This is a genomic window from Bradyrhizobium sp. 40 (genome assembly GCF_023100925.1).
In the GTDB taxonomy this organism is placed as follows: domain Bacteria; phylum Pseudomonadota; class Alphaproteobacteria; order Rhizobiales; family Xanthobacteraceae; genus Bradyrhizobium.
Genome location: NZ_CP064688.1, coordinates 6,929,208 through 6,951,189 on the forward strand (window position 1 = coordinate 6,929,208; position 21,982 = coordinate 6,951,189).

Annotated in this window: 19 protein-coding genes and 1 pseudogene; 6 read left to right on the forward strand and 14 right to left on the reverse strand. The window is 64.4% G+C overall.

Annotated features, from left to right (window positions below; translation table 11 throughout):
- Positions 1-107 precede the first annotated feature (107 nt).
- Positions 108-482: a hypothetical protein gene (locus IVB40_RS33225; protein WP_247817531.1), complete on the reverse strand. Its 375-nt coding sequence runs from the start codon at positions 480-482 to the stop codon at positions 108-110.
- Between the two features lie 251 nt (positions 483-733).
- Between IVB40_RS33225 and IVB40_RS33230 the strand changes: the two are divergent.
- Positions 734-2,120, forward strand: a pseudogene (locus IVB40_RS33230) (peptidoglycan-binding protein).
- 68 nt (positions 2,121-2,188) lie between these two features.
- Here IVB40_RS33230 and IVB40_RS33235 read toward each other — a convergent pair.
- From IVB40_RS33235 to IVB40_RS33255, 5 genes are read right to left on the reverse strand one after another with little or no spacing between them, the layout of a single operon-like run.
- Positions 2,189-2,881 carry an AprI/Inh family metalloprotease inhibitor gene (locus IVB40_RS33235; protein WP_247817532.1) on the reverse strand — a complete coding sequence of 231 codons (693 nt, stop codon included), beginning with the start codon at positions 2,879-2,881 and terminating at the stop codon, positions 2,189-2,191.
- Positions 2,881-3,870 (reverse strand): 2-hydroxyacid dehydrogenase, encoded by a 990-nt coding sequence (locus tag IVB40_RS33240; RefSeq protein ID WP_007604945.1) that lies wholly within the window; start codon positions 3,868-3,870, stop codon positions 2,881-2,883. The genes IVB40_RS33235 and IVB40_RS33240 overlap by 1 nt, the downstream gene beginning before the upstream one ends.
- Positions 3,870-4,688: an ABC transporter permease gene (locus IVB40_RS33245; protein WP_247817534.1), complete on the reverse strand. Its 819-nt coding sequence runs from the start codon at positions 4,686-4,688 to the stop codon at positions 3,870-3,872. Before IVB40_RS33245 ends, IVB40_RS33240 begins: the two co-directional genes overlap by 1 nt.
- Entirely contained in the window at positions 4,685-5,530 is an 846-nt protein-coding gene (locus IVB40_RS33250) for an ABC transporter ATP-binding protein (RefSeq protein ID WP_247817535.1), read from the reverse strand. Before IVB40_RS33250 ends, IVB40_RS33245 begins: the two co-directional genes overlap by 4 nt.
- A 10-nt stretch (positions 5,531-5,540) precedes the next feature.
- Entirely contained in the window at positions 5,541-6,563 is a 1,023-nt protein-coding gene (locus IVB40_RS33255; protein ID WP_027565862.1) for an ABC transporter substrate-binding protein, read from the reverse strand.
- Between the two features lie 138 nt (positions 6,564-6,701).
- On the opposite strand from IVB40_RS33255, the gene IVB40_RS33260 reads away from it, so the two are divergent.
- From IVB40_RS33260 to IVB40_RS33270, 3 genes are all read left to right on the forward strand, one after another.
- Entirely contained in the window at positions 6,702-7,508 is an 807-nt protein-coding gene (locus IVB40_RS33260; protein ID WP_247817536.1) for a creatininase family protein, read from the forward strand.
- A gap of 139 nt (positions 7,509-7,647) precedes the next feature.
- Entirely contained in the window at positions 7,648-7,911 is a 264-nt protein-coding gene (locus IVB40_RS33265; protein WP_007597808.1) for a hypothetical protein, read from the forward strand.
- A 389-nt stretch (positions 7,912-8,300) separates the two neighbouring features.
- Positions 8,301-10,265 (forward strand): carbohydrate porin, encoded by a 1,965-nt coding sequence (locus tag IVB40_RS33270; RefSeq protein WP_247817537.1) that lies wholly within the window; start codon positions 8,301-8,303, stop codon positions 10,263-10,265.
- A 7-nt stretch (positions 10,266-10,272) separates the two neighbouring features.
- Here IVB40_RS33270 and IVB40_RS33275 read toward each other — a convergent pair whose 3' ends face one another.
- Positions 10,273-11,004, reverse strand: a complete 732-nt coding sequence (locus IVB40_RS33275) for a sulfite exporter TauE/SafE family protein (protein WP_247817538.1) — start codon at positions 11,002-11,004, stop codon at positions 10,273-10,275.
- Between the two features lie 118 nt (positions 11,005-11,122).
- Positions 11,123-13,198 (reverse strand): HAMP domain-containing methyl-accepting chemotaxis protein, encoded by a 2,076-nt coding sequence (locus IVB40_RS33280; RefSeq protein ID WP_247817539.1) that lies wholly within the window; start codon positions 13,196-13,198, stop codon positions 11,123-11,125.
- 241 nt (positions 13,199-13,439) lie between these two features.
- Between IVB40_RS33280 and IVB40_RS33285 the strand changes: the two genes are divergently transcribed.
- Entirely contained in the window at positions 13,440-14,735 is a 1,296-nt protein-coding gene (locus IVB40_RS33285; RefSeq protein WP_027565867.1) for a hemolysin family protein, read from the forward strand.
- Positions 14,736-14,788: 53 nt separating this feature from the next.
- Here the strand turns inward: IVB40_RS33285 and IVB40_RS33290 are convergent, their stop codons facing one another.
- The 3 genes from IVB40_RS33290 to IVB40_RS33300 all read right to left on the reverse strand — a co-directional run bounded on the left by IVB40_RS33290 (position 14,789) and on the right by IVB40_RS33300 (position 17,828).
- The gene (locus IVB40_RS33290; RefSeq protein WP_247285369.1) at positions 14,789-15,031 is read right to left on the reverse strand and encodes a PilZ domain-containing protein; all 243 of its coding nucleotides are present in this window, start codon (positions 15,029-15,031) and stop codon (positions 14,789-14,791) included.
- 84 nt (positions 15,032-15,115) lie between these two features.
- Entirely contained in the window at positions 15,116-16,837 is a 1,722-nt protein-coding gene (locus IVB40_RS33295; protein ID WP_247357629.1) for an FMN-binding glutamate synthase family protein, read from the reverse strand.
- Positions 16,838-17,054: 217 nt separating this feature from the next.
- Positions 17,055-17,828, reverse strand: coding sequence for a ferredoxin--NADP reductase (locus tag IVB40_RS33300; RefSeq protein WP_007597827.1), 774 nt, complete (start codon positions 17,826-17,828; stop codon positions 17,055-17,057).
- Positions 17,829-18,227: 399 nt separating this feature from the next.
- Between IVB40_RS33300 and IVB40_RS33305 the strand changes: the two genes are divergently transcribed.
- Positions 18,228-19,028 (forward strand): RimK-like protein, encoded by an 801-nt coding sequence (locus IVB40_RS33305; RefSeq protein WP_247285367.1) that lies wholly within the window; start codon positions 18,228-18,230, stop codon positions 19,026-19,028.
- A gap of 21 nt (positions 19,029-19,049) precedes the next feature.
- Here the strand turns inward: IVB40_RS33305 and IVB40_RS33310 are convergent, their stop codons facing one another.
- The 3 genes from IVB40_RS33310 to IVB40_RS33320 all read right to left on the reverse strand — a co-directional run bounded on the left by IVB40_RS33310 (position 19,050) and on the right by IVB40_RS33320 (position 21,915).
- Positions 19,050-19,898, reverse strand: coding sequence for an amidohydrolase family protein (locus IVB40_RS33310; RefSeq protein ID WP_247285366.1), 849 nt, complete (start codon positions 19,896-19,898; stop codon positions 19,050-19,052).
- Positions 19,899-19,901: 3 nt separating this feature from the next.
- On the reverse strand, positions 19,902-20,879 hold the full coding sequence (locus IVB40_RS33315; RefSeq protein ID WP_247285365.1) for an aldo/keto reductase: 978 nt from the start codon (positions 20,877-20,879) through the stop codon (positions 19,902-19,904).
- 103 nt (positions 20,880-20,982) lie between these two features.
- The gene (locus IVB40_RS33320; protein WP_027514400.1) at positions 20,983-21,915 is read right to left on the reverse strand and encodes a sugar-binding protein; all 933 of its coding nucleotides are present in this window, start codon (positions 21,913-21,915) and stop codon (positions 20,983-20,985) included.
- Positions 21,916-21,982: the final 67 nt, after the last annotated feature.

The window sequence follows — 21,982 nt, forward strand, 5'->3', positions numbered from 1 at the left end:
ACAAATCACCATGCCGGGACCCCGCACTCTCGCGATGGCGTCGGAGGCTCGGCTCGAAGGCGGCTCAGGCCACGCCCCGTGTCCAGCGCGGGCCGTCCCCATTCATCTCAAGCATCGACCCAGCGCTGCACGGCCTCGGCGGTGTCGGCCGGCGTGGTGTTGAAGCAGATCGCGGCGTCGGGCGCCAGGCGGTGGACGAGGTTGAGCACCTTCTCGAACAGCAGCAGGCGCTCCCTGGGCTCGCGCAGGCCCGCGCCGATCACGATGCAGTCGAAATTCTCCTCGCGCAGCGCTGCCGTGACGGCGGCTTCCGCCGCGGCATCGAGATCGATCAGGCAGTTCGTGACTTCGTAACCGAGATCGCGCAAGCGCAGCAGTTGCGCATCGATATAGTCGCGCACGAGCGCCGGCGTGAGCTGCGGGAATGCACTGTAGTCCGCGTTGCCGGGTTCGATGCCGATCGCGAGGACGCGCGTGGTCATGCAGGGCTCCGTTGCCGGACTGTCTCGCGTCGCTAACCGAGCAGCGGCCCTTTCGGTTCCCTCGCGGGCTGCCGCCCTGATCCCGGTCCTGCCGCTCATTTTCTCGGCGAGGTTGTAACCCACTTCACACGCGGCGCCCCGGCGGCCTGCCAGACTTGCGGGAGATCACGCTGGTCTCACGCCTGATCACGGCACCTGGTTCATTTCGACTGACGCGCGGTTGCAAAATCCATTCATTGCGGGAGCGGAAAATGATTTCATTCGAGAGTTTGAAAAGCGAATACGAGCAGAATTGGGCCAATCTCGAGATCCGGCCTGCACGCCTCTCCGACGCGAACGCGGTCGCACGCAAGGCCGTCAACGGCAAGGCGACCTATCAGCAGATCGAGCGGTTGACCGGCGTCCCCTGGTATTTCGCTGCCCTCTGCCACTACCGCGAGTCCAATTTCGATTTCGACACCTATCTCGGCAACGGCGAAACGCTTCATCGCGTGACGACGCTCGTTCCGAAGGGGCGCGGTCCGTTTGCCACGTTCGTGGACGGCGCCGTGGACGCCTTCAGAATCGAGAATTTCGTCGGCGCTCACGATTGGGGGATCGCGCGGATTCTGTTCCGGCTCGAAGGGTTCAACGGCTTCGGCTATCACGCCAAGGGCTGCAATTCGCCCTATCTCTATGGCGGTTCGACGCTGTATGGCCCGCCCGAGGCAAGAGCCGGCAAATTCGTCCGCGATCATGTGTTCGATTCGGGTCACGTCGATTCCCAGCTCGGCACCGCGGTGATCCTGCATGCAATGATGTCGCTGGATTCCTCGATCACCCTCGACGGCAGCCCGCAATTCGCGAGCCGCGCCGAACCGGAGGACGACGCCGCGTCGACGATCGTTCTCATGCAGCAGGCGCTCAACAAGCTCGGCGCCAATCCGCCGCTCGCCGAGGACGGCGTCAGCGGACCGAAGACCAGGGCCGCGGTCTCGCAGTTTCAGCAGCAGAACGGCTTGAGGGATACCGGACTTCTCGACGGCGCCACGGTCGCCGCCCTCACCCGCGCGGCGCAGTCGGGCCCCACCGGATCGAGCGGCGATGTGTCCAGGATCATGAAGCGGCTGGAGGACCTCGCGCAATTGCTGCGGCCGCCGGTCGGCGCCGTGATCCCGGCAACGACGACATCGGGTAATACGCTGCCCGCCACCAATGATCCGATCAGCCTGTTCGAACGGCTCTTTTCCCTCGTCAACAAGACGGCCCCCATGCCGTGACCCTCACCCCGAGCAGCCCCGCCCCGTCGATCAGTTGAAGCAGGTCGTCGACCTGCTCGGCACCTTGCTCAACCGGGATGGCAAACCTGTCCTCGGCCAGGTCAATGGCGCGCTCGGCGATACCCTCGGCAAGATGCTCGACGGCAAGAAGACTGCGCTCGGCATCGGCGGCTCGCTGATCACAGCGCTGCTCTCTTCGGTGACGGCGAGCCCCAACGCTGGCGGTCTTGCCGGGTTGCTCGGGACGCTGGTGTCGGCGGTGCCGGGCCTCGGCCAATTCGCGATGCCGATCTCCCTGGCGCTCACGGCCTGGGGCGTGCTCGGCAAGATGGAGAAGTGGGCCCAGGGCACCGCGCCGCCGCCCAAGCCGACGACGTAGCCTGCGGCCGTCCCTTCGAGACGCCCGCCTATGGCGGGCGCTCAGGATAAGCTCGCGTTTCGCGGCGCCTACTGGCGCAGCATGATCAGGGGATCGGCGGTATCGGGGACGCGCCGCCATTGCGCGTTGTCGTCGGCCTCGAACTGCCAGGCCTCACCGGCCTTCGACAGCAGGATGATCTGGCCGCGCTCGAGCCGCCATTGCGTCGGGTTGAACTGCGCAATGGCCGCATCGCATTTCGGCTTGAGGAAGACCTGGAAATTGTCCGGCCCGGCTTCGGTGTTGGTCAACGTCAGCCCGCAGACCGGCTGGCCGTTGCCCCGCACGATCGACCAGTCGCCGATCATCTGGTCCATCGACTTCGCCATCGAGCGGGCGGCGGCGAGGTCTTGCAGGATGTAGACGCCCTCGCCCTGCCGCAGGCCCTCGAAGATTCCGGCCTCGACCTCGGTGAAGTCGATCACGGCTTCACCGCTCGAATCCTGCAAGCGGACGATGTCGAGACCCCTGACGCTCCAGGCGACGATGTCCTTGGTGAAGGGCAGCGCGGCCTTGCAGGCCGGCTCCAGCTCGAGCTTGAAGCCTTGAGCCGCAGCGTCGGCCTTGAGCGTGACGACGCAGGTCTTGCTGCGCTCGGTGGTGGAGAGCTCCCACTGCCCGGGCATTTCCTTCTTCAGGGTCGTCGTATCCTGCGCCAACGCAAGGCCGATCGCGGCCCAGTAGGCCGCGACGGTGAATGCAACGACCCGAAGAACTCTCATCAGCGCCCCTTGAAAGGCGTTTCCGCAACCGGCGTCAACGGCGCCTTGCCTGAGAACCAGGACTTGAGATTGTCGACCACGAGCTGATCCATCGCGTTGCGCGTCACCACCGAGGCCGAGCCGATATGCGGCAGCAGCACCACGTTCTGCATGGTCTTGAGCTCGTCCGGCACGTTCGGTTCGGCCGCGAACACGTCGAGACCGGCCGCAAGGATGGTGCCGGACTTGAGCGCCTGGACCAGCGCCGGTTCGTCGATCACCGAGCCGCGCGCGACGTTGACCAGCACACCGCGCGGGCCGAGCGCCTTCAGCACCTCGGCATTGATCATCTTGTTGGTGCTGGCGCCACCGGGCACGATCACCATCAACGTGTCCACCGCCTTCGCCATCTCGATCAGGTCGGGGTAGTGCTTGTAGGAGACGTCCTTGGACGGATTGCGGGTGTGATAGACCACCGGCACCAGCGAGGCATCCAGCCGGCGCGCGATCGCCTGTCCGATCCGGCCCATGCCGACGATGCCGACCTTGCGATCGCGCAGCGAGCCGACGCTGAGCGGATAGTTCTGGGTCTGCCAGAGACCGGAGCGCACATAACGATCGGCCTTGATGAATTCACGCACCGTGGAGATCAGAAGGCCCATCGCGACGTCGGCGACCTCCTCGGTCAGCACGTCGGGCGTGTTGGTGACGATGATGTTGTGCTCGGCGGCGTATTTGGCGTCGACGTGGTCGTAGCCGACGCCGAAGCTCGCCACCATCTCGATCTTGGGCAATTGCGACAGCGAATCCCTGTCGGCGCGCACGGTGTGATAGGTCACCGCCACGCCGCGGATCTTTTCGCGGATTGCCGGCGTCAGCCGCTCGAGATCGCCCCGCGTCTCCGCCTTGTGCACGACGAAATGATCGGAAAACCCGTTCTCGAGGATCGGCCGGACCGGCCCATAAATCAGAAGGTCGATCTTTTCGGACGAAATCGAACCGGTGGTCATCAGTTGTCCTTTCCAAGCGCGCTCTCGTGCCAGCGCCGTAAAACGAGGTGGGAAACTAGCGCCAGCACCCCATAGATGACAATCCCGGCCAGCGACAACAGCAGCAGCGCTGCGAACATGCGGGGTATGTTCAAGCGGTAGCCGGATTCTGCGATCCTGTAGGCGAGCCCGGAGCCGGCCCCGGCCGTTCCCGCCGCGATCTCGGCCACGACCGCGCCGATCAGCGACAGGCCGCCGGCAATGCGCAGGCCGCCGAGAATGTAAGGCAGCGCCGCCGGCAGCTTGAGAAAGCGCAGGGTTTGCTGCGGCGAGGCGCCATAGAGCTGGAACAGGCCGGCGAGGTTGCGATCGACCGAATTGAGCCCGAGCGTGGTGTTCGACAGCACCGGGAAAAAGGCGACGATGAAGGCGCAGACCACGACCGCGGTCTGCTGCTCCAGATAGATCAGCAGCAGCGGCGCGATCGCGATGACAGGCGTGACCTGAAGCACCACGGCATAGGGGAACAGCGATGCTTCCACCCATTTGGACTGGTTGAACAGCAGCGCCAGCGCGATGCCGCCGATACTGGCCGCGACAAAACCTTCGAGCGTGGTCAGCAGCGTCGCGGCGAGCGATTGTGACAGCACCGCCCAATCCTTGATCAGCGTCAGGAAAATGACGGAGGGCGCCGGCAGCACGTAAGGCGGGATGTCCTTGATCCGAACCACGAGCTCCCAGGCGAGCAGTCCCGCCGCGAATACGATGACGGGCAGCGCGAAGCGCACCGCGCGTTGCGCGCCGGACGGCTTCGCAGTGACGGAAGCTTGCGCGTTCATAGCGTCGACTGCCCTGCATAGGACGGCGCCAGCGCCGCCGACACTTTCCGGCAATAATCGGAATAGGCGACTGAAGTGCGAAACTCCTCGCCACGCGGCTCGACCGTCTCGATGCGGAAGTCGGCCTGGATGCGGCCCGGCCGCGCCGTCATCACCACCACGCGCTGCGACAGATAGACGGATTCGAACACCGAATGCGTGACGAAGATGACGGTCTTGCCGAGCCTGCGCCACAGCGCGAGCAAATCGTCGTTGAGGCGGAAGCGCGTGATTTCGTCGAGCGCCGCGAACGGCTCATCCATCAGGAGGACATCAGGATCGGTGACGAGCGCGCGCGCCAGCGACACCCGCATCTTCATGCCGCCGGAGAGCTCGCGCGGAAAGGCGTCGGCGAAATCGCCAAGCCCCACGCTTGCCAACGCCTGATCGGCACGCGCGCGCGCTTCCGCCTTCGGAACGCCTGCGAGCTTCAGCGGCAACCGCACGTTCTCGCGCGCGCTGGTCCAGGGCATCAGGGTCGGCTCCTGAAACACGAAGCCGATGCCATGACCTGGTTGAATATGACCTGGCTGAACATGACCTGACTGCGCACCACCCTCGCGACGCGCCAGCCCCACGATTCCGGACGATGGCGCGCTGAGCTCGGCAATCAGCCGCAGCGCGGTGGATTTGCCGCAACCTGACGGTCCCAGCAACGAAATGAACTCGCCCTTGCGCACCGCAAGGTCGAGCGGGCCGAGCGCCAGCACGCCGTTGTCATAGGTCTTCATCACGCCGCGCAGGCTGACAGCCAGGGCCGTCAGGCTGGTCTCGACCCCCGCCAACGTTTGGACTGATGACATCGGCCTTGCGCTACGGCTTGCTCGGGCGCAGCTCGGCGCCGACGCCCTTGTTGACGAAACGCAGCGTATAGGATTTGCGAAAATCGAGGTCTGCCTTCACGACGCCTGCCTTCACCATCTTGTTGAAGAAGGAGGTGTAGCGCTCGTCGCTCATCGCGCCGATGCCGTTCTTCAGCGAATCGCCGGAATCGACGATGCCGTATTCCTTCATCTTGGCGACGGAATAGGCGAGCAGCTCGTCGGTCATCTCCGGATTGAGCTTCTTGATCATGGCGTTGCCCGCGGAATTGTCGCGGTAGATGTAATTGTACCAGCCGACCATGGAGGCATCGACGAAGCGCTGCACCAGGTCGGGCTTCTTCTCGACCACGTCGCGGCGGCTCTCGATCAGGGTCGAATAGGTGTTGAAGCCGTAATCGGCGAGCAGCAACACGTTGGGCTTGAAGCCGGCGGCCTTCTCGACCGCGAAGGGCTCGGAGGTGACGTAACCCTGCATCGCGCTCTTGGGATTGGCGATGAAGGGCTGCGGATTGAAATTATAGGGGCGAACGTTCTTCTCGCTGAAACCGTATTCGGATTTCAGCCACTGGAAATAGCTGGTCATGCCCTCCTTGGAGACGAACAGCGTCAGCGGCTTGAGGTCCTCGATCTTGGCGACCTTGGCATCGGGCTGCGTCAGCATCACCTGCGGATCCTTCTGGAACACCGCGGCGATCGTGACGACCGGGACGTTGTTGGCGACCGCGTCGAACGACATCAGCGTATTTGCGGCCATGAAGAAATCGATCTTGCCGGCGATCAGCAGCATCCGGTTGTTCTCGTTGGGCCCGCCGGGGACGATGGTGACGTCCAGCCCATATTTCTTGTAGGTGCCGTCGGCGACCGCCTGGAAGAAGCCACCATGCTCGGCCTCGGCGACCCAATTGGTGCCGAACATGACCTTGTCCAGGGTTTCGGCGCGCGCCGGAACGACCGAGACCAAAGCGGCCATCAGGCCCGCCGTTAAGGCTCGCCGCAGATGAGAGGGGCTCATGATGGGACTCCGTCGATCGCTTCTAGCCGATGTCCAAGCAACGCGATAAAACCGCAAGACATTCAGGGACGCGAGCCGGCCTGGCCCGCGTCCCCTGATAACCCAAATTACGCGACAAATTCGGGCAAAGAAACCTTGATGACGCCTTCCCGCGACTGGACCGAGATCCGCTGGGCCGATGCCAGCCCAGCCGAGGTTTCGCGCTGGATCGCAGTGCTGCCGCTGGCGGCGACCGAGCAGCACGGCCCGCATCTGCCGCTCGAGACCGACGTGCTGATCGCGGACGCCTATCTCGCGCGGGTGCGCGAGTTCCTGCCCGAAAGTGTTCCGGCCACTTTCCTGCCCGTTGAACCGATCGGGATTTCCACCGAGCATATCGACTATGCGGGCACGCAGACGCTAGCGACTGAAGTCGCGTTGAAAAAATGGACCGCGATCGGCGAAGACATCGCGCGGCGCGGATTGAAAAAGCTCGTCATCATCACCAGCCATGGCGGCAACAGCGCGGCCATGATGCTGATCGCGCAGGATCTTCGCGCGTATCAGAAACTGTTCGTGGTGACCACGTCGTGGTCGCGGCTATCGGGTGCGGACCAGCTGTTCCCGGCCGACGAAGTACGCCACGGCATCCACGGCGGTGCAGTCGAGACCTCAATCATGCTGGCCCGCTATCCCGATCAGGTGCACGGTGATGCGATCGCGGATTTTCCCGCGAGCAGCATCGCGATGGAGCAGCAATATCGCTGGCTGTCGACGCAGCGACCCGCACCGTTCGCCTGGCAGGCACAGGATCTCAACCCCAGCGGCGCCGTCGGCAATGCGACGCTGGCCGTGGCCGCGAAAGGCGAGCAGCTGATCGACCAGGGCGCCCGCGCCTTTTGCGAGCTGCTTGCCGAGGTTGATAACTTCGACGTGAACAGGCTCGCCAAGGGCCCGCTCGGCTAGCGCTTATCATCCTGGAATCATTCGAGAAAGAGTCAAACTTGAGCTCCGCTTTTACCGGTTTCGAACCGGACGCGCGGAGCCTCCGTCCAACTCGGTACGCGGGCCACAACGGACCGCCTCAACCCGGATGGAGTTTCCCATGTCGATCAAGACCAAGATTTTCGCAGTTGCCCTCACCGCGCTCACCCTGACCGGCAGCGTCGTCGCCACCACCTCGCAGGCGCAAGCCAAGCCGCTCGGCTGGGGCGTCGGCGTCGGCCTGGGCATCGCCACCGCCGCCGTCGTCGGCTCCGCGATCGCCGCCAGCAACGACCCCTATTACAACGGCTATCACCGCTGCGGCTGGGCCGCCCAGTACAACGCCTTTGGCCAGTACGTTGGCCGCGTTCGTACCTGCTTCTGATTTGAGTCCCTGAGGCCGATCTCACGTGGATCCTGCGTCCGACACGGGCGCCTCATCCACCCCTGCCCCGACCCCGCCCGGATGTCCCCCCGGGCGGGGTCAACTGTTTTGGGGCCTCGGGATTTTGTTGCAGCCCCGTCACACAGCGGTGCGAACCATCCCCTGCGGCAATCTGCACTAGTTGCTATTGCGAATTAATCGCAATAAGGTTGCAACAAGCTCAGGGGCTTGGGAAGAAGTCGCGCCGGACTGAGATCATCAGGTCCGATCGCGGAGCACCTAAGCCTGATGACAGGGTCGCCGCGAATCGGCAGGGATAGTGCGGCGAGTGGACACACTCGCTTTTGGGGGCGTGCGTTTTGACGTTGAGGGGTCACCGTTACAGGTATTTGCGGACGGCCGCGGCGATTGCCTCGGGCGTCTTGGCTTTGCCCGCCAGCAGCCGCGCGGCTGATCTGCCGCTGAAGGCACCGGCGCTGAAGGCCGTCTACGACTGGACGGGCCTCTATATCGGTGCACACGCCGGTTTCACCCGCGGCACGTCCTCGGCCATGCTGACCGATCCCGCGGTCGCGACCGATAATCATGTCTTCACCGGCGCGACCGGCGGCGTGCAGGCCGGCTACAATTGGCGCCTCAACTCAGGGCTTCTGCTCGGCGTCGAAGGCGACATCTCCTTTCCGAACTATCTGCCCTCCAACCACGTGGTGTCGTCGACGACCACCGCGCTATCGAGCGCGGAGGAGCGCTGGGATTACGTCGCGAGCCTGCGCGCGCGGCTCGGCTACACCACGGGCGCATTCCTGTTCTACGCGACTGGCGGCGCCGCTTTTGCCGGCGAGCGCTTTCTCTCGACACCGGCAGGCGGCAATGAGGAGAAGGTGTTGAACACGCGGTTCGGCTGGACCGCCGGCGGCGGCGTCGAATATGCCTTCGCGCCGCACTGGAGCGCGCGGCTCGAATATCTCTACAGCAAGTTCGAGAACGCCCGCGTCACCTTCCCCTCGGGCGCGCAATATTCGTCCTCGATGGATTTCCAGAGCCTGCGGATCGGCCTCAATCGCAAGATCGACTGGCCGGGCCTGCCGACCTACAATCCGAAGTCTGACATCACCGATACCGAGTCCAGCCGCTGGGAGATCCACGGCCAGTCGACAGCGCTGGCCCAGGGACATCCCTCGTTCAGAGCGCCCTATACCGGGCCGAACAGCTTCACCCCCTCGCCGGATCTGCAGCAGACCTGGAGCAATTCGCTCTATCTGAATGCGCGGCTGTGGGACGGCGGCGAGGTCTATTTCAATCCCGAGCTGCTGCAGGGCTTTGGCTTCAACAACACGACCGGCGCGGGGGGCTTCCCCAACGGCGAAGCGCAGAAGTCCGGCTTTCCCTATCCGCACTTCAACGCCTCGCGGCTGTTCGTGCGCCACACCTTCGGCTTCGGCGGCGAGCAGGAGGAGCTTGCCAGCGGCCAGTTTCAGCTTGCTGGCAAGGCCGACGTGTCGCGTTTGACTTTGCAGGTCGGAAAGCTCTCCGTGGTCGACGTCTTCGACGGCAATTCCTACGCGCACGATCCGCGCAAGGATTTCATGAACTGGTCGATCTGGGCATCCGGCGCCTTCGACTACGCCGCCGACAAGCTCGGCCTCGGCTATGGTGCAACGGCCGAATTGAATCAGAAGCAATGGGCGCTGCGCGCCGGCTACTTCCTGATGGACGCCCAGTCCAACTCGAACAATTTCGACATGGATATCGGCCGCCGCGGCGAATATGTCGCGGAGCTCGAGATGCGCTACTCGCTGTTCGGCCAGCCCGGCAAGCTGCGTACTCTCGGCTTCGTCAACAGCGCCTATTCCGGCAGCTATCGCGAGACGCTGGATAATCCGCTGCTCAACCTCGACATCAGCCAGACCCGCCGCGGCCGGCTCAAATACGGCTACGCTTTGAATGTCGAACAGGCGATCACCGACGATATCGGCGTGTTCGGCCGCTGGAGCTGGAACGATGGCCGCAACGAGATCATGGCCTTCACCGACATCGACCGTAGCCTGTCCGGCGGTGTCTCGCTCAAGGGAGCGAAATGGGGCCGACCCGACGACGTCGTCGCCATTGCCGGCGCGATCAACGGCCTGTCGCAGGACCATCGCGACTTCATCGCCGCTGGCGGTCTCGGTCCGCTGATCGGTGACGGCCAGCTCAACTACCGCAGGGAACGCGTGCTGGAGACCTATTACGCCTACGCGCTCAACAAGGCGCTGACCTTCACCGCGGACTACCAGCTCATCGTCAACCCCGCCTACAACGCTGATCGCGGCCCGGTGTCGGTGTTCTCAGGACGGCTGCACGGCGAGTTCTGATCGCGGCTCAGAACAACAGCGCGACGCCGGAGACGAACAGCAACGCGAGCACGATCTTACGGAACATCGTCTCGTCGATCCGGCCGAACAGTTTTAGCCCGAGCCACGTTCCCGCAAAGAGAAACGGCAGGCCGAGCGCGAACAGCTTTGCGGTGTCGAACGTGAGCGCCCCCTTGGCGCCCAGCAGCAGTGCCGCAATGGCAAACACCACAACCGCGACGGGCTGGAACGTGGCGCGCTGAACATCCTTCGGCAGGCCGCGCAGATTGCACCAGATGGTGACGATGATGCCGGCGAGGCCGGTCAGCCCACCAAGCAGACCGTTGACGAAACCAATTGTCATGTCTGCGGCCGGCGGCACGATGGTCGCGACCTTGAGCTGCGGCCTGAAGAACGCGTAGAGGCTATAGACGATCAGGATCGCCCCAACCGCGATGCGGACGCTCTTGGGATCGGCCGAGGTCAGAAGTGACACGCCGACCGGCACGCCCACGACGGCACCGATCATGAAGGGCCATAGCCGGCGCCAGTCGAGCGCGCTGCGCAGCTTCCAGACCGAGTAGCCCTGCACCAGGAGGCCGAAGCCGACGATCAGGCTGGCGCTTTGAAGTGGCGTCAGCACGTAAAGCCACAGCGATGCCGCCACCAGGCCGAAGGCAAAGCCGGAGAGGCCGGCGACGAACGCGCCGGCGAAGGTGGCCGTCAGGAAAAGGGTAAGCTCGATTGTGATCCCGTCCATTGCTCGCTCCAAACATCAGCGAGCAGCGCTTGCGTGGGATCACCCACTTCACGGGGAGGCTGCGACACCCCCAAGGCTGCAAGCCTAGGTGAAGCCGCTTCCTTCCACAATGACGATGTTACGCGGCCCGGATCGCGTCCAGGAACTTCCCGACCTCGACCTTGAGGCGGCTGCTCTCGCCGGACAGTGACTTCGCTGACGCAAGCACGGTGGAGGAGGCCGATCCGGTCTGGCTCGCGCCGCGCTGCACGTCGACGATGCTGGCGGAGACCTGTTGGGTGCCGCGTGCCGCCTGCTGCACGTTGCGGGAAATCTCCCGCGTCGCGGCGCCCTGCTCCTCGACCGCGGAGGCGATCGCCGATGCGATCTCGGACATGCGGGTGATGGTGTCGCCGATCGACTTGATGGCGCCGACCGAATCCTCCGTCGCGCTCTGGATTCCCGTGATCTGCTGGCTGATCTCGCCGGTGGCCTTGGCGGTCTGCTCGGCCAGCGCCTTGACCTCGGAAGCGACCACGGCGAAGCCGCGCCCGGCCTCGCCGGCGCGCGCCGCCTCGATCGTTGCATTGAGCGCCAGAAGATTGGTCTGGCCCGCGATCTGGCTGATGAGCTCGACCACGTCGCCGATCCGGCCGGCAGCCTTGGCGAGCTCGCCGACATAGTCGTTGGTCCGCGCCGCCTGCTGCACCGCCTCGCTGGCGACCCGCGCGGAGTCCTGGACCTGTCGACCGATCTCGTCGACCGAAGACGCCATTTCCTCCGCGGCCGCGGCAACGGTCTGCACGTTGCTGGAGGCCTGCTCGGAGGCGGCCGCCACCGTCGCGGTGACCTTTTCCGATTGATCGGCGGTGCTCGTCAGCGTTCCCGCCGACACTTCCAGCTCCGACGATGCCGACGACACGGTGTTGATGACGTCGCCGATCAACGCTTCGAAATCGCGCGCGATCTGGTCCATGCGCTGGCTGCGCCGGAGTTTCGCCTCGGCTTCGACCGCGGCGGCCTCGTCGGCAGCCTTCTTGGCGGAGAGCGAGTCCTTGAAGTGCTGGAGCGAGCCTGCCACCTGGCTGATCTCGTCGTTGCGGCCGGTCACGGGAATCTCGACCTCGTGCTGTCCGGCGGCAAGCGTTGCGATCACGTCCGCGAGCCGGCTCAGCGGCGTCACCACGCGCCGGCGCAGCATCATGGTCACACCACCGAGTGTCCCCAGCAGCGCCAGCACCGCCACGCCCGCGAGCGCGAGCATCGCCAGCGCGCCGTCGCGCGCGGCCGAGGCGCGCTCGGCAGCTTCCGCGAGCGCGGCATCGCGCACGCCGTAGAACATCTGGATGGCGGGGACAATGACGGTGGCCAACTCTTCGGCGTTGATGCCGTATTTGCCGTCGCCACGAGCCGCGGGCATCTCCTTGTCCACGGCAGCGGCTGCTTTTCCGAAATAGGAATCCGTCGCCGCTTTCAGTGCGGTGGCGATGCGGGGCGGACTTCCGAGCTGGTCGATGCCGGCCTCGATGCGCTCGCGGTCGGCCTCGACGCGCCCCTGCATCCGATCCATCAGCGAGAATTCGGGAGCCGTGAGCGGGCGGCGCGCGCTCAGCGCCGGCGACAGCGTGGCGGCGCGGCTGCCGGCCGAGACGCGCAGGTCCTGCGCCGTTCGCGCCAGGCTCAACAGCGCCGCAAGCGAAGAATCGGCATTGATGACCTTGGCTTCGAGCCGGTTCATGATCGGCTCGATATTGCCGATGACCTCTGCAACGCCCGGTAGGAAGCCCTTGACCACAGCGCTGTCGCGCGCCGCCAAGGGAACGCTCATCGCGCGGTCTGCAGCGGTGTAGATATCCTTGAGCCGCCGGGCGGTACGGTCCAGGTTTTCGATCATCGGTCCGGAATCATCCAGCACAAGGATGGCGCGCCTTGCCCCCTCGAATGCGGCATCGGCTGCTTTCGCGGCCTTCGCGGCGCCTTCGATCTGGGCCTGCGTCGCAGGGTTCTCCTGGAAAATCGGCGAAATGTAGGGGGCACGAAGGCCGGCAACGTGCTGACTGACCATCAAGGTCGCACCAAAGGCGTCGACCGTCTTGATCGCGTCGGAGCGGTTCGTGAAGATGCGCGCCTGGGGTACGAGCACCTCGGCGCCAAGGATGACTGCAAACACCGTCACCGTCAGCATCGACAGCGCAAAGAGTTTCCCGATCCGCATTCTGATCCCCCGAATATATTCCTGCAAATGTCGAGAACCTAGCCGGTGGCCGCTAAGAGCCCGTTAAGCAACGGCATGCCCGTAGTTCCGCGGGGTATTGGGCTTCGAGTGCCTTCCGGACGGTGTCGCCGAGGTTCCTTCGCGATGCCGGATGCGACAGAATCATCGGCATTTCTTCCCCGAATACCTATATCAATGCCTGGGCCGCCATCCGGCCACACTCCCTTACCTCGGAACGTCAATGCTCTCCGCCGAACTCGCCATCGTCGTCGTCCTGATCGTCATCAACGGCTTGCTGTCCATGTCCGAGCTCGCCGTGGTCTCGTCACGCCCGGCCCGGCTGTCGATGCTCGCCGCAAAGGGCGTCCGCGGCGCCGAGCGGGCGCTGACGCTCGCGGCCGACCCGGGCAAATTCCTCTCGACGGTGCAGATCGGGATCACGCTGGTCGGCGTGCTCTCCGGCGCGTTCTCGGGCGCGACGCTCGGACAGCGGCTGACGCAATGGCTGCTCGAGCTCGGCCTGTCCGCAGGAATTGCCGACATCGTCGGAGTGGGCCTGGTCGTCACGCTCATCACCTACGCCACCCTGATCGTCGGCGAGCTGGTGCCTAAGCAGGTGGCGCTGCGCGACCCCGAGAGCATCGCGGTCAGGGTTGCACCCGCGATGCACGTGCTTGCGAAGGTCTCGCTGCCGCTGGTCTTCCTGCTCGATCTCTCCGGCAAGCTGATCCTCACGCTGCTCGGCCACGGCGGCAAGTCCGAAGAGAAGGTGTCGGAAGACGAGATCCATCATCTCGTCAGCGAGGCCGAAAGCGCGGGCGTGCTCGAGTCAGGTGAAAAGGAGATGATCGCGGGCGTGATGCGGCTCGGCGATCGGCCGGTCGGCGCGATCATGACGCCGCGCACGGAGGTCAACGAGATCGACCTCAACGATACGCCGGAGAGCATTCAAGCGACCATCGCCAAGAGTCCGCATTCACGCTTTCCCGTGTCCGACGGCGACCGCGACAAGCCGATCGGCGTGCTCCAGGCCAAGGACCTGCTGGTCGCCTTCATGAACGAGCGTACGCCGGATTTGCGCGTGCTGGTCCGCGAGGCGCCCGGCATTCCCGCGTCGGCCGATGCCCGCGACGTGCTGGCGATCCTCAAGGCGGCGCCGGTGCATGTCGGCCTCGTCTACGACGAATACGGCGCGTTCGAAGGCATCGTGACGACGGCTGACATTCTGGAATCGATCGTCGGCGCCTTCCATTCCGAGGAAGGCCCGCCGGAACCGGCCTACGTCAAGCGCGCGGATGATTCGCTGCTGGTCTCAGGCTGGATGCCAGTCGACGAATTCGGCGAGCTGATCGGCGTCGAACTGCCGCCGCACCGCTACAACACGGTCGCCGGCCTCGTGCTGCAACAGTTCAACGTGCTGCCTGATGTCGGCGACGCCTTCGACTTCGGCGACTGGCACATCGAGGTGGTCGATCTCGACGGACGGAGGATCGACAAGATTCTCGCGAGCCGGCGGAGCGAAGTAGAGACGGGGTGAGCGAGCGCTCGCGATACTCTCAACACGACAGCGGAATTTGTTGCGCTAGACCCTCACCCGAACCTCACCCCGATCCGCTTCTCCTTGCGCCAGATCACGGTGCAGGCGAGATGTGTTCCGCCGGCCTGGACGAACAGGCTGAAATGGTCAGGGATGCCGACGGGACTGCTGACGTCGAGCGCGGCGCCGGTATCGGACAGGTTGCGGATAGTGCAGTCGATCGCGCCGCCGCCGCCGAACTCGATCGTTCCGGCCTTCAGCACGCGATGCCTTGCCTTGTCGCGCCGCTCGTCCATGGGGACAATCTATACCCAAAGTTGAACAAAACGTTAAACGCAGCCCATGTCGTGATGCCTTTGCGCAGGACCTGCGGCCTTGCCCTACGGCGCCGGCTGGAACGTCTCCGTCCGCGCCATCCGCCAAGCATCACGGAAGCGTGCGTCTTCGGTACCTTCGAGCAGCTCGCCCGGACGCAGCGAGGGATAGAGCTGCGCGAAGGATTTCACGTCCGTCGTCGAGGTACGCTGGGAGAAGTGGATCGGGCGCAGCTGCTGCGGATGTTCGAGACCGGCCGCGGCGACCAGCTCGGTCAGCGAGTGAAGCGTCGCAAGGTGATAATTGTGCACGCGGTCAATCTTGAGCGGCACGTAGAGTGCGCGCGCCCGCGTCGGATCCTGGGTCGCGACGCCGGTCGGGCAGCGGTCGGTGTGGCAGCTCAGCGACTGGATGCAGCCGAGCGAGAACATGAAGCCGCGCGCCGAATTACAGTAGTCCGCGCCGATCGACATGGCGCGTGCCATGTCGAAGGCGGTGGCGATCTTGCCGGAGGCGCCGATCTTGATGCGGTCGCGCGCGTTGATGCCGATCAGGGCGTTGTGGACGAAACTGACGCCCTCCCGCATCGGCATGCCCAGATGATCCATGAACTCCAGCGGCGCGGCGCCGGTGCCGCCCTCGTTGCCGTCGACCACGATGAAGTCGGGATAGATGCCGGTCTCGATCATCGCCTTGCAGATCGCCAAAAATTCCCAGGGATGGCCGATGCACAGCTTGAAGCCGGTCGGCTTGCCGCCGGAGAGCTTTCGCATCTCGCCGATGAACTGCATCATGCCAACAGGCGTCGAGAAGGCGCGATGCGAGGCCGGCGAGATGCAATCCTCGCCCATGGCGACTCCGCGGATCTTGGAAATCTCCTCCGAGACTTTCGCCGCCGGCAGCACGCCGCCATGACCGGGCTTGGCACCCTGGCTGATCTTGAGCTCGACCATCTTGATCTGGTCCTGGCGCGCGACGCGCGCGAAGGCTTCGGGATCGAAGGTGCCGTCGAGATGACGGCAGCCGAAATAGCCCGAACCGATCTCCCAGATGATGTCGCCGCCCATCTCCGCGTGATAGGGGCTGAAGCCGCCCTCGCCGGTGTCGTGCGCGAAGCCGCCCTTCTTGGCACCGGCATTCAGCGCGCGCACGGCGTTCGGGCTGAGCGCGCCAAAACTCATCGCGGAAATGTTGAACACGGAAGCCGAATACGGCTTGGCGCAATCCGGCCCGCCGATGGTGACGCGGAATTTCTCCTCGGCATGCGTCTTCGGCGAGACCGAGTGATGCATCCACTCATAACCCTGGCGGTAGACGTCCTCCTGGGTGCCGAACGGACGCTTGTCGAGCTGCATCTTGGCGCGCTGATAGACCACCGCACGGATGTCGCGCGAGAACGGCATGCCGTCCTTCTCGCTCTCGAAGAAGTACTGCCGCATCTCCGGGCGTATCTCTTCGAGCAAAAAACGGATATGGGCCGAGATCGGGTAGTTGCGCAGAACGGCGTGGCCCTTCTGCATGAGGTCGCGGACGCCAAGCGCCGTCAGCGCGCCGAAGATCAGGATCGGGATCAGCAGGATGTCGAAGATCTTGCCATCGGCGAAGCCGATGCCGGTCAGCAGCGCCGTGACCACCGCGCAGATCGTCAGGACGATGAAGCGCGGAGAGAATGGCAGCAGCAGGGTTTCCATGATCCCCTCTTCCGCCAGCGGCAGCCGTTTGGCCGATGGGTTGGGCGATAAGCTGGGCGATTCCTGCGTTTTGTTCTCGTCGGCCACGATTCCCATCCTCTCGCCAGCATGAGGCGGTACGATACGCCCGCGCCTGTCATACGGATATGACGCGGCGGTTGTTTCACGCTAGCGAATTCGGCGGGGACAAATCAATCAGCCCGATGGGCGGGCTGCTGCGGTGCAGCAGGGCTCGGAAGGGACGGGCATTAACCCGTCAGAGCGCTTTACCCAGGCAAGCGTCCTGGCTTTTGCCAGGACGACACGAGAGGGCCTACCGCTCGACGAACGCCTTTTCGATCACGAAATGGCCGGGCTTGTTGCCGGAGCCCTCGACGAAGTCGCGGCCCTCGAACATCAGTTTCAGCTCTTCGAGCATCGCCGGGCTGCCGCACATCATGATGCGGTCGGTCGCGATGTCGAGCGGGCCCTGGCCGATGTCGTTGAAGATCTGCTCGGAGCTGATGAGATCGGTGATGCGGCCGCGGTTCTTGAACGGCTCGCGGGTCACGGTCGGATAGTAGATGAGCTTGTCCGCGAGCAACTCGCCGAACAGTTCGTCCTCGCGAAGACCGGCGACGAGCTTCTCGCCATAGGCGAGCTCGGAGACCTGACGGCAGCCATGCACCAGCACGATGCTGTCGAATTGGTCGTAGACCTCGGGGTCCTTGATCAGGCTGGCGAAGGGCGCCAGGCCCGTGCCGGTCGAGAGCAGCATCAGCCGCTTGCCGGGAATGAGATTGTCGGTGATCAACGTGCCGGTCGCCTTGCGGCCGACCAGGATGGTGTCGCCTTCCTTGATCTTCTGGAGACGCGACGTCAGCGGGCCGTCCTGAACCTTGATCGAGAAGAACTCGAGCTCTTCCTCGTGGTTGGCGCTGGCCATGCTGTAGGCGCGGAGCAGCGGGCGGCCCTCAACCTCGAGGCCGATCATCGCGAACTGGCCGTTCTGGAAGCGGAAGCCGGAATCGCGGGTTGCGCGAAAGCTGAACAGGGTGTCGGTCCAGTGCTGGACGGAAAGAACCTTCTCTCGGTAAAACGCGCTCATGATTTTCGATATTCCGAATAATTGCGGTTTTAGGGCAAAAGCGTTGCCCGGCCCCTGAAAGCGGAGCGGACACCATTGCCATGGCGGAGGATTTCGCGTGTGTGATCTACGCCATTGAGACCAATAATCAACCTCGTTCCGGATGCAATTGATGCCGGTCAAACCGGCATTTGCGGCGGAAATGGTCGCATCATTAATGGATCTGCTGTCCGGCGCGCGCGGAGGGCAATTTCTTTTCCCTCCGGGGCCCGAATACAGCACTTAATTTCCGTGGCGCTCGCGAGAATTTCATTAAGAATAGCTCTGATTTCACTCTCGTTTGGCGCCGTTTCCCGCTTTTTTGCGGCTTTTGGCGCCAAGCTCGACTGGAACTGACGGCTGCGAGTGGCGACAAGACACATGGTGAACGGCGAGCGGATCTTCGTCCAGGCGATCAGGCGCTATTGCGCGACCCATGGCATCGCGCTCGAAGTCCGCGCCGATGGCTGGCTGCTCGCGATGCGCCGGGGCGAGCAGCGCCGCTTCGCGTTCGGCTACGACATCGGCCTCAACAGCGCCATCGCGCACCGCCTGGCCAACGACAAATCGGCCACCGCCGAGGTGCTGGCGCTCGAGGGCGTGCCTTGCATTCCCCATCGCCTGTTCCTCAATCCGAAGTTGGGCGAGAAGGTTGTCGGCGTCGCCTCGCGAGAGGCAATGCTGGCGCTGCTTCACGACAATCCGCAAGGCGTGGTGGTGAAGCCGAACGAGGGGACGTCGGGACGATCCGTCTTCAGGGTCACGACGGAAACAGAACTCGATCATGCGGTTGGCGAAGCCTTTTCGATGAGCGCCGGACTCGTGATCTCGCCCTATCTCGTGATCGAGGACGAAGTTCGCGTGGTCCTGCTCGATGATGTGCCACTCGTCGTCTACAGCAAGCAGCGCGGCTCGGATTGGCGGCACAATCTCGATGCGGGTGCAAAGCCCGTGCTGATGCAGGATTGCGATCTTCGCGCAGCCTGCGCAAAGCTCGCTATCGACGCCGCCAAGGCCATCGGCATCACCTTCGCCTCGATCGACCTCGTCCGCGTCGACGGCGTCTGGCGCGTGCTCGAGATCAATTCCGGCGTGATGATGGAGACGCTGGCGAAGCTGCATCCGGCGCTGGTGCGGACGACGTACGATGCAGCGCTGGATCGGGTGTTTGGGGAACGCTGAGCAACACGCGCGCTGTCGGCTTCAACCAACCGCCAACCGATACGCAGCCTTCGCGTTCACGCCAAACGCCTTCTCACGCGCCTGCGGACCGAGCTTCATCAGGCAGGCCTCCAGCGCGCCCTTGATCTCACCATAGCTCCCCGCGAGCAAGCATACCGGCCAGTCCGAGCCGAAGATCAGGCGATCTTCGCCAAAGCATGTCGCGGCGTGCGCGACGAACGGAAACAGCAGCTCCGCATTCCAGTCGCTCCAAACCGCTTCTGTCGCCAGCCCCGAGACCTTGCACCAGACATTGCCGCAGGCCGCGAGTGCCGCGATGCCATTGGACCATTCAGTGCTTCCACCGTCGGCAATCAGCGGCTTGGCCGCGTGGTCGAGCACGAAGCGCGCCTGCGGGAACGCTTGTGCGGTTGCGATCGCGGCCGGCAGCTCGCGGGTGCGGACCAGGAAATCGTAGGCGAGATCGTGCGCGAACACGGCCGTGAGGCCGCGCTGGACGTCCTCGCGCAACAACCAATCCGGATCGGCCTCGTCATGGACCTGGTGGCGGATGCCGACCAGCTTGTCACCGCCGGGCGAAGCGCGCAGCCGGTCCAGCGTCTCACCAAGTGCAGCGTCGGTCAGATCGGCCCAGCCGACGACGCCGATCACCGAGGGCGTCGCATGCGCGATCCGCAGGAATTCCTCGGTCTCCGCCAGCGCGGAGCGGCACTGCACCAGGATGCTCGCGTCGATGCCGTTCGCGCTCAAAAGGGGCGCGAGATCGGCCGGACCGAAGGCACGCCGGATCGGCTTGAGCTCGGGCGCATCCATCCAGGGATAGTCGGCGCGCGCGGGATCCCAGAAATGCTGGTGAGCGTCGATGATCATGCCTTAAGCTCCGTCCGGCAATGGCGCGCGGGCGTCGACGAGTTCTCGCCTACGCAGCTCCTGCCAGAACGCCGCCGGTACCCCCAGCTCCGACATCGCGATGTTGTCGGCAACTTCCGCGGCGTTGCGCGCGCCCATCACGGCGACCGTGACTGCCGGATGGGCCATGCAGAACTGCAGCGCGGCGGCTTTCAGCTCGGTGCCGTGCTTGCGGCAGAGCTCGTCGAGCGCCAGCGCACGGGCGACGAGTGCCGCATCGGCATCCTGATAATTGAACTTCGCGCCGGTGTGCGGATTGGCCAGGATGCCGCTGTTGTAGATGCCGCCGAGCAGGATGCCGATGTGCTTCGACGCGCAGAGCGGGAACAGCGCATCCAGCGCGCCCTGGTCGAGCAGCGTGTAGCGGCCGGCGAGCAGGAAGCAGTCGACCGGAACGGCCTCTGCGAACCGGACCAGCATGTCTGACTGGTTCATGCCGGCACCGATCGCCTTGACGGTACCCTCAGCGCGCAGGCGCTGGAGCGCGCGGAAGGCGCCGGCGACGGCGTCGTCGTAGTGATCGTCGGGATCATGCACGAGCAGGACGTCAACGCGGTCGAGCCCAAGCCGCGCCAGGCTTTCCTCCACCGATCGCATCACGCCGTCATAACTGAAATCGAACACCGGCCGCTCGCGCGGCGTGCCCTTGTAGTGCTCGTCCTCGGCGGCCGCGCCATCGGGCACGCGCAGCAGGCGGCCAACCTTGGTCGAGATGGCGTAGGAATCACGGGGCTGTTGCCGCAGGAATGCGCCCAGGCGTCGCTCCGCAAGGCCAAAGCCGTAGAGCGGCGCGGTGTCGAAGAAGCGAATTCCGAGCGACCAGGCGCGGGCGATCGTCGCTTCCGCATCGGCATCGCTGACGGGGGTGAACAATCCGCCGAGCGGGGCGGAACCGAGGCCGAGTGAGGTGACATCGAGAGAGCCGAGCCGCGACCTTTTCATTCCCATTGCCTCAACCGTCTTCCCCAACAACCAAGATCATCTCTCCCGCTTGCGACAAGCGCAAGCGGGAGAGGCACGCAGGAGCGCGGGGCTGGCGACGCTCCTACTTCAACATCTGCGCAACGTTGTCCTTGGTCACGAGATCGAGGCCGGTATAAACGATCTCCGGCACCTTCTCGCCTTTCTTGATGGCGAGCAGCGTGTCCATCGCCTTCTCGCCCATCTCGAACGGACGCTGGCCGACCAGCGCATTGGCATAGCCATCGCGCAACAGCTCGAGCTGCATCTTCAGCGTATCGGCCACGACAAGCGTGAACTTGCCGGAATCGATATCCTTCTTGTACCTGGAGGCGAAGGCCTTGAAGCCTTCGGGGGCGAACATCGGCCAGCCGCCGATGGGAACGATCGCGGCGAGGTCGGGCGTCGCGGTACGCATGTCAGTCATCTGCTGAACCGCCAGCGCGGGATCGTCGTTGCAGAACGTCGGAGAGCCCGCGACCTCGGTCCATTTCGAGCCCTTCAGCGCCTCGCGGACGCCGTCGACGCGCTCGGCGAGGTTCTTGGCGCCGGGACCACCCGAGACCATGGCATATTTGCCGCCGTCGGGCCGCAGCTTCAGGAGCTGCTTGCCGAGGGCGACGCCGAACTCCTTGTTGTTGGTGCCGATATAAGCGATGCGCTTGGCGCCGGGCGCATCGGCGTCGAAGGTGATGACGGGGATGCCGGCCGCGGTCGCCGCGTCGATCGACTTGGTCATCGCCGCGACGTCGGCAACCGAAATGGCGAGGCCGTCGACCTTCTGAGTGACGAAGTCCTGGATGATCTGGGCCTGCGTCGCCGGCTCGTGCTCGACCGGCCCCTTGTAGATGCACTCGATGTTGCCGAGCTCCTTGGCACGCTTCAGGCAGCCGTCGCGCGCGAAGTCGAAGAACGGATTGTTCATCGCCTTGGGCACGATCACGAACCGGTAGTTTGCGGCAAACGCCGGCGTAGCCATCATCGCGACCGCGATGCCGGCAAGTAGATATTTCCTCATCGTCTCCTCCACCCTTCTTTGGCGCCTGTCCTCTCAAGATCGTCCGGGAAGTGGACAGGCGGCATTT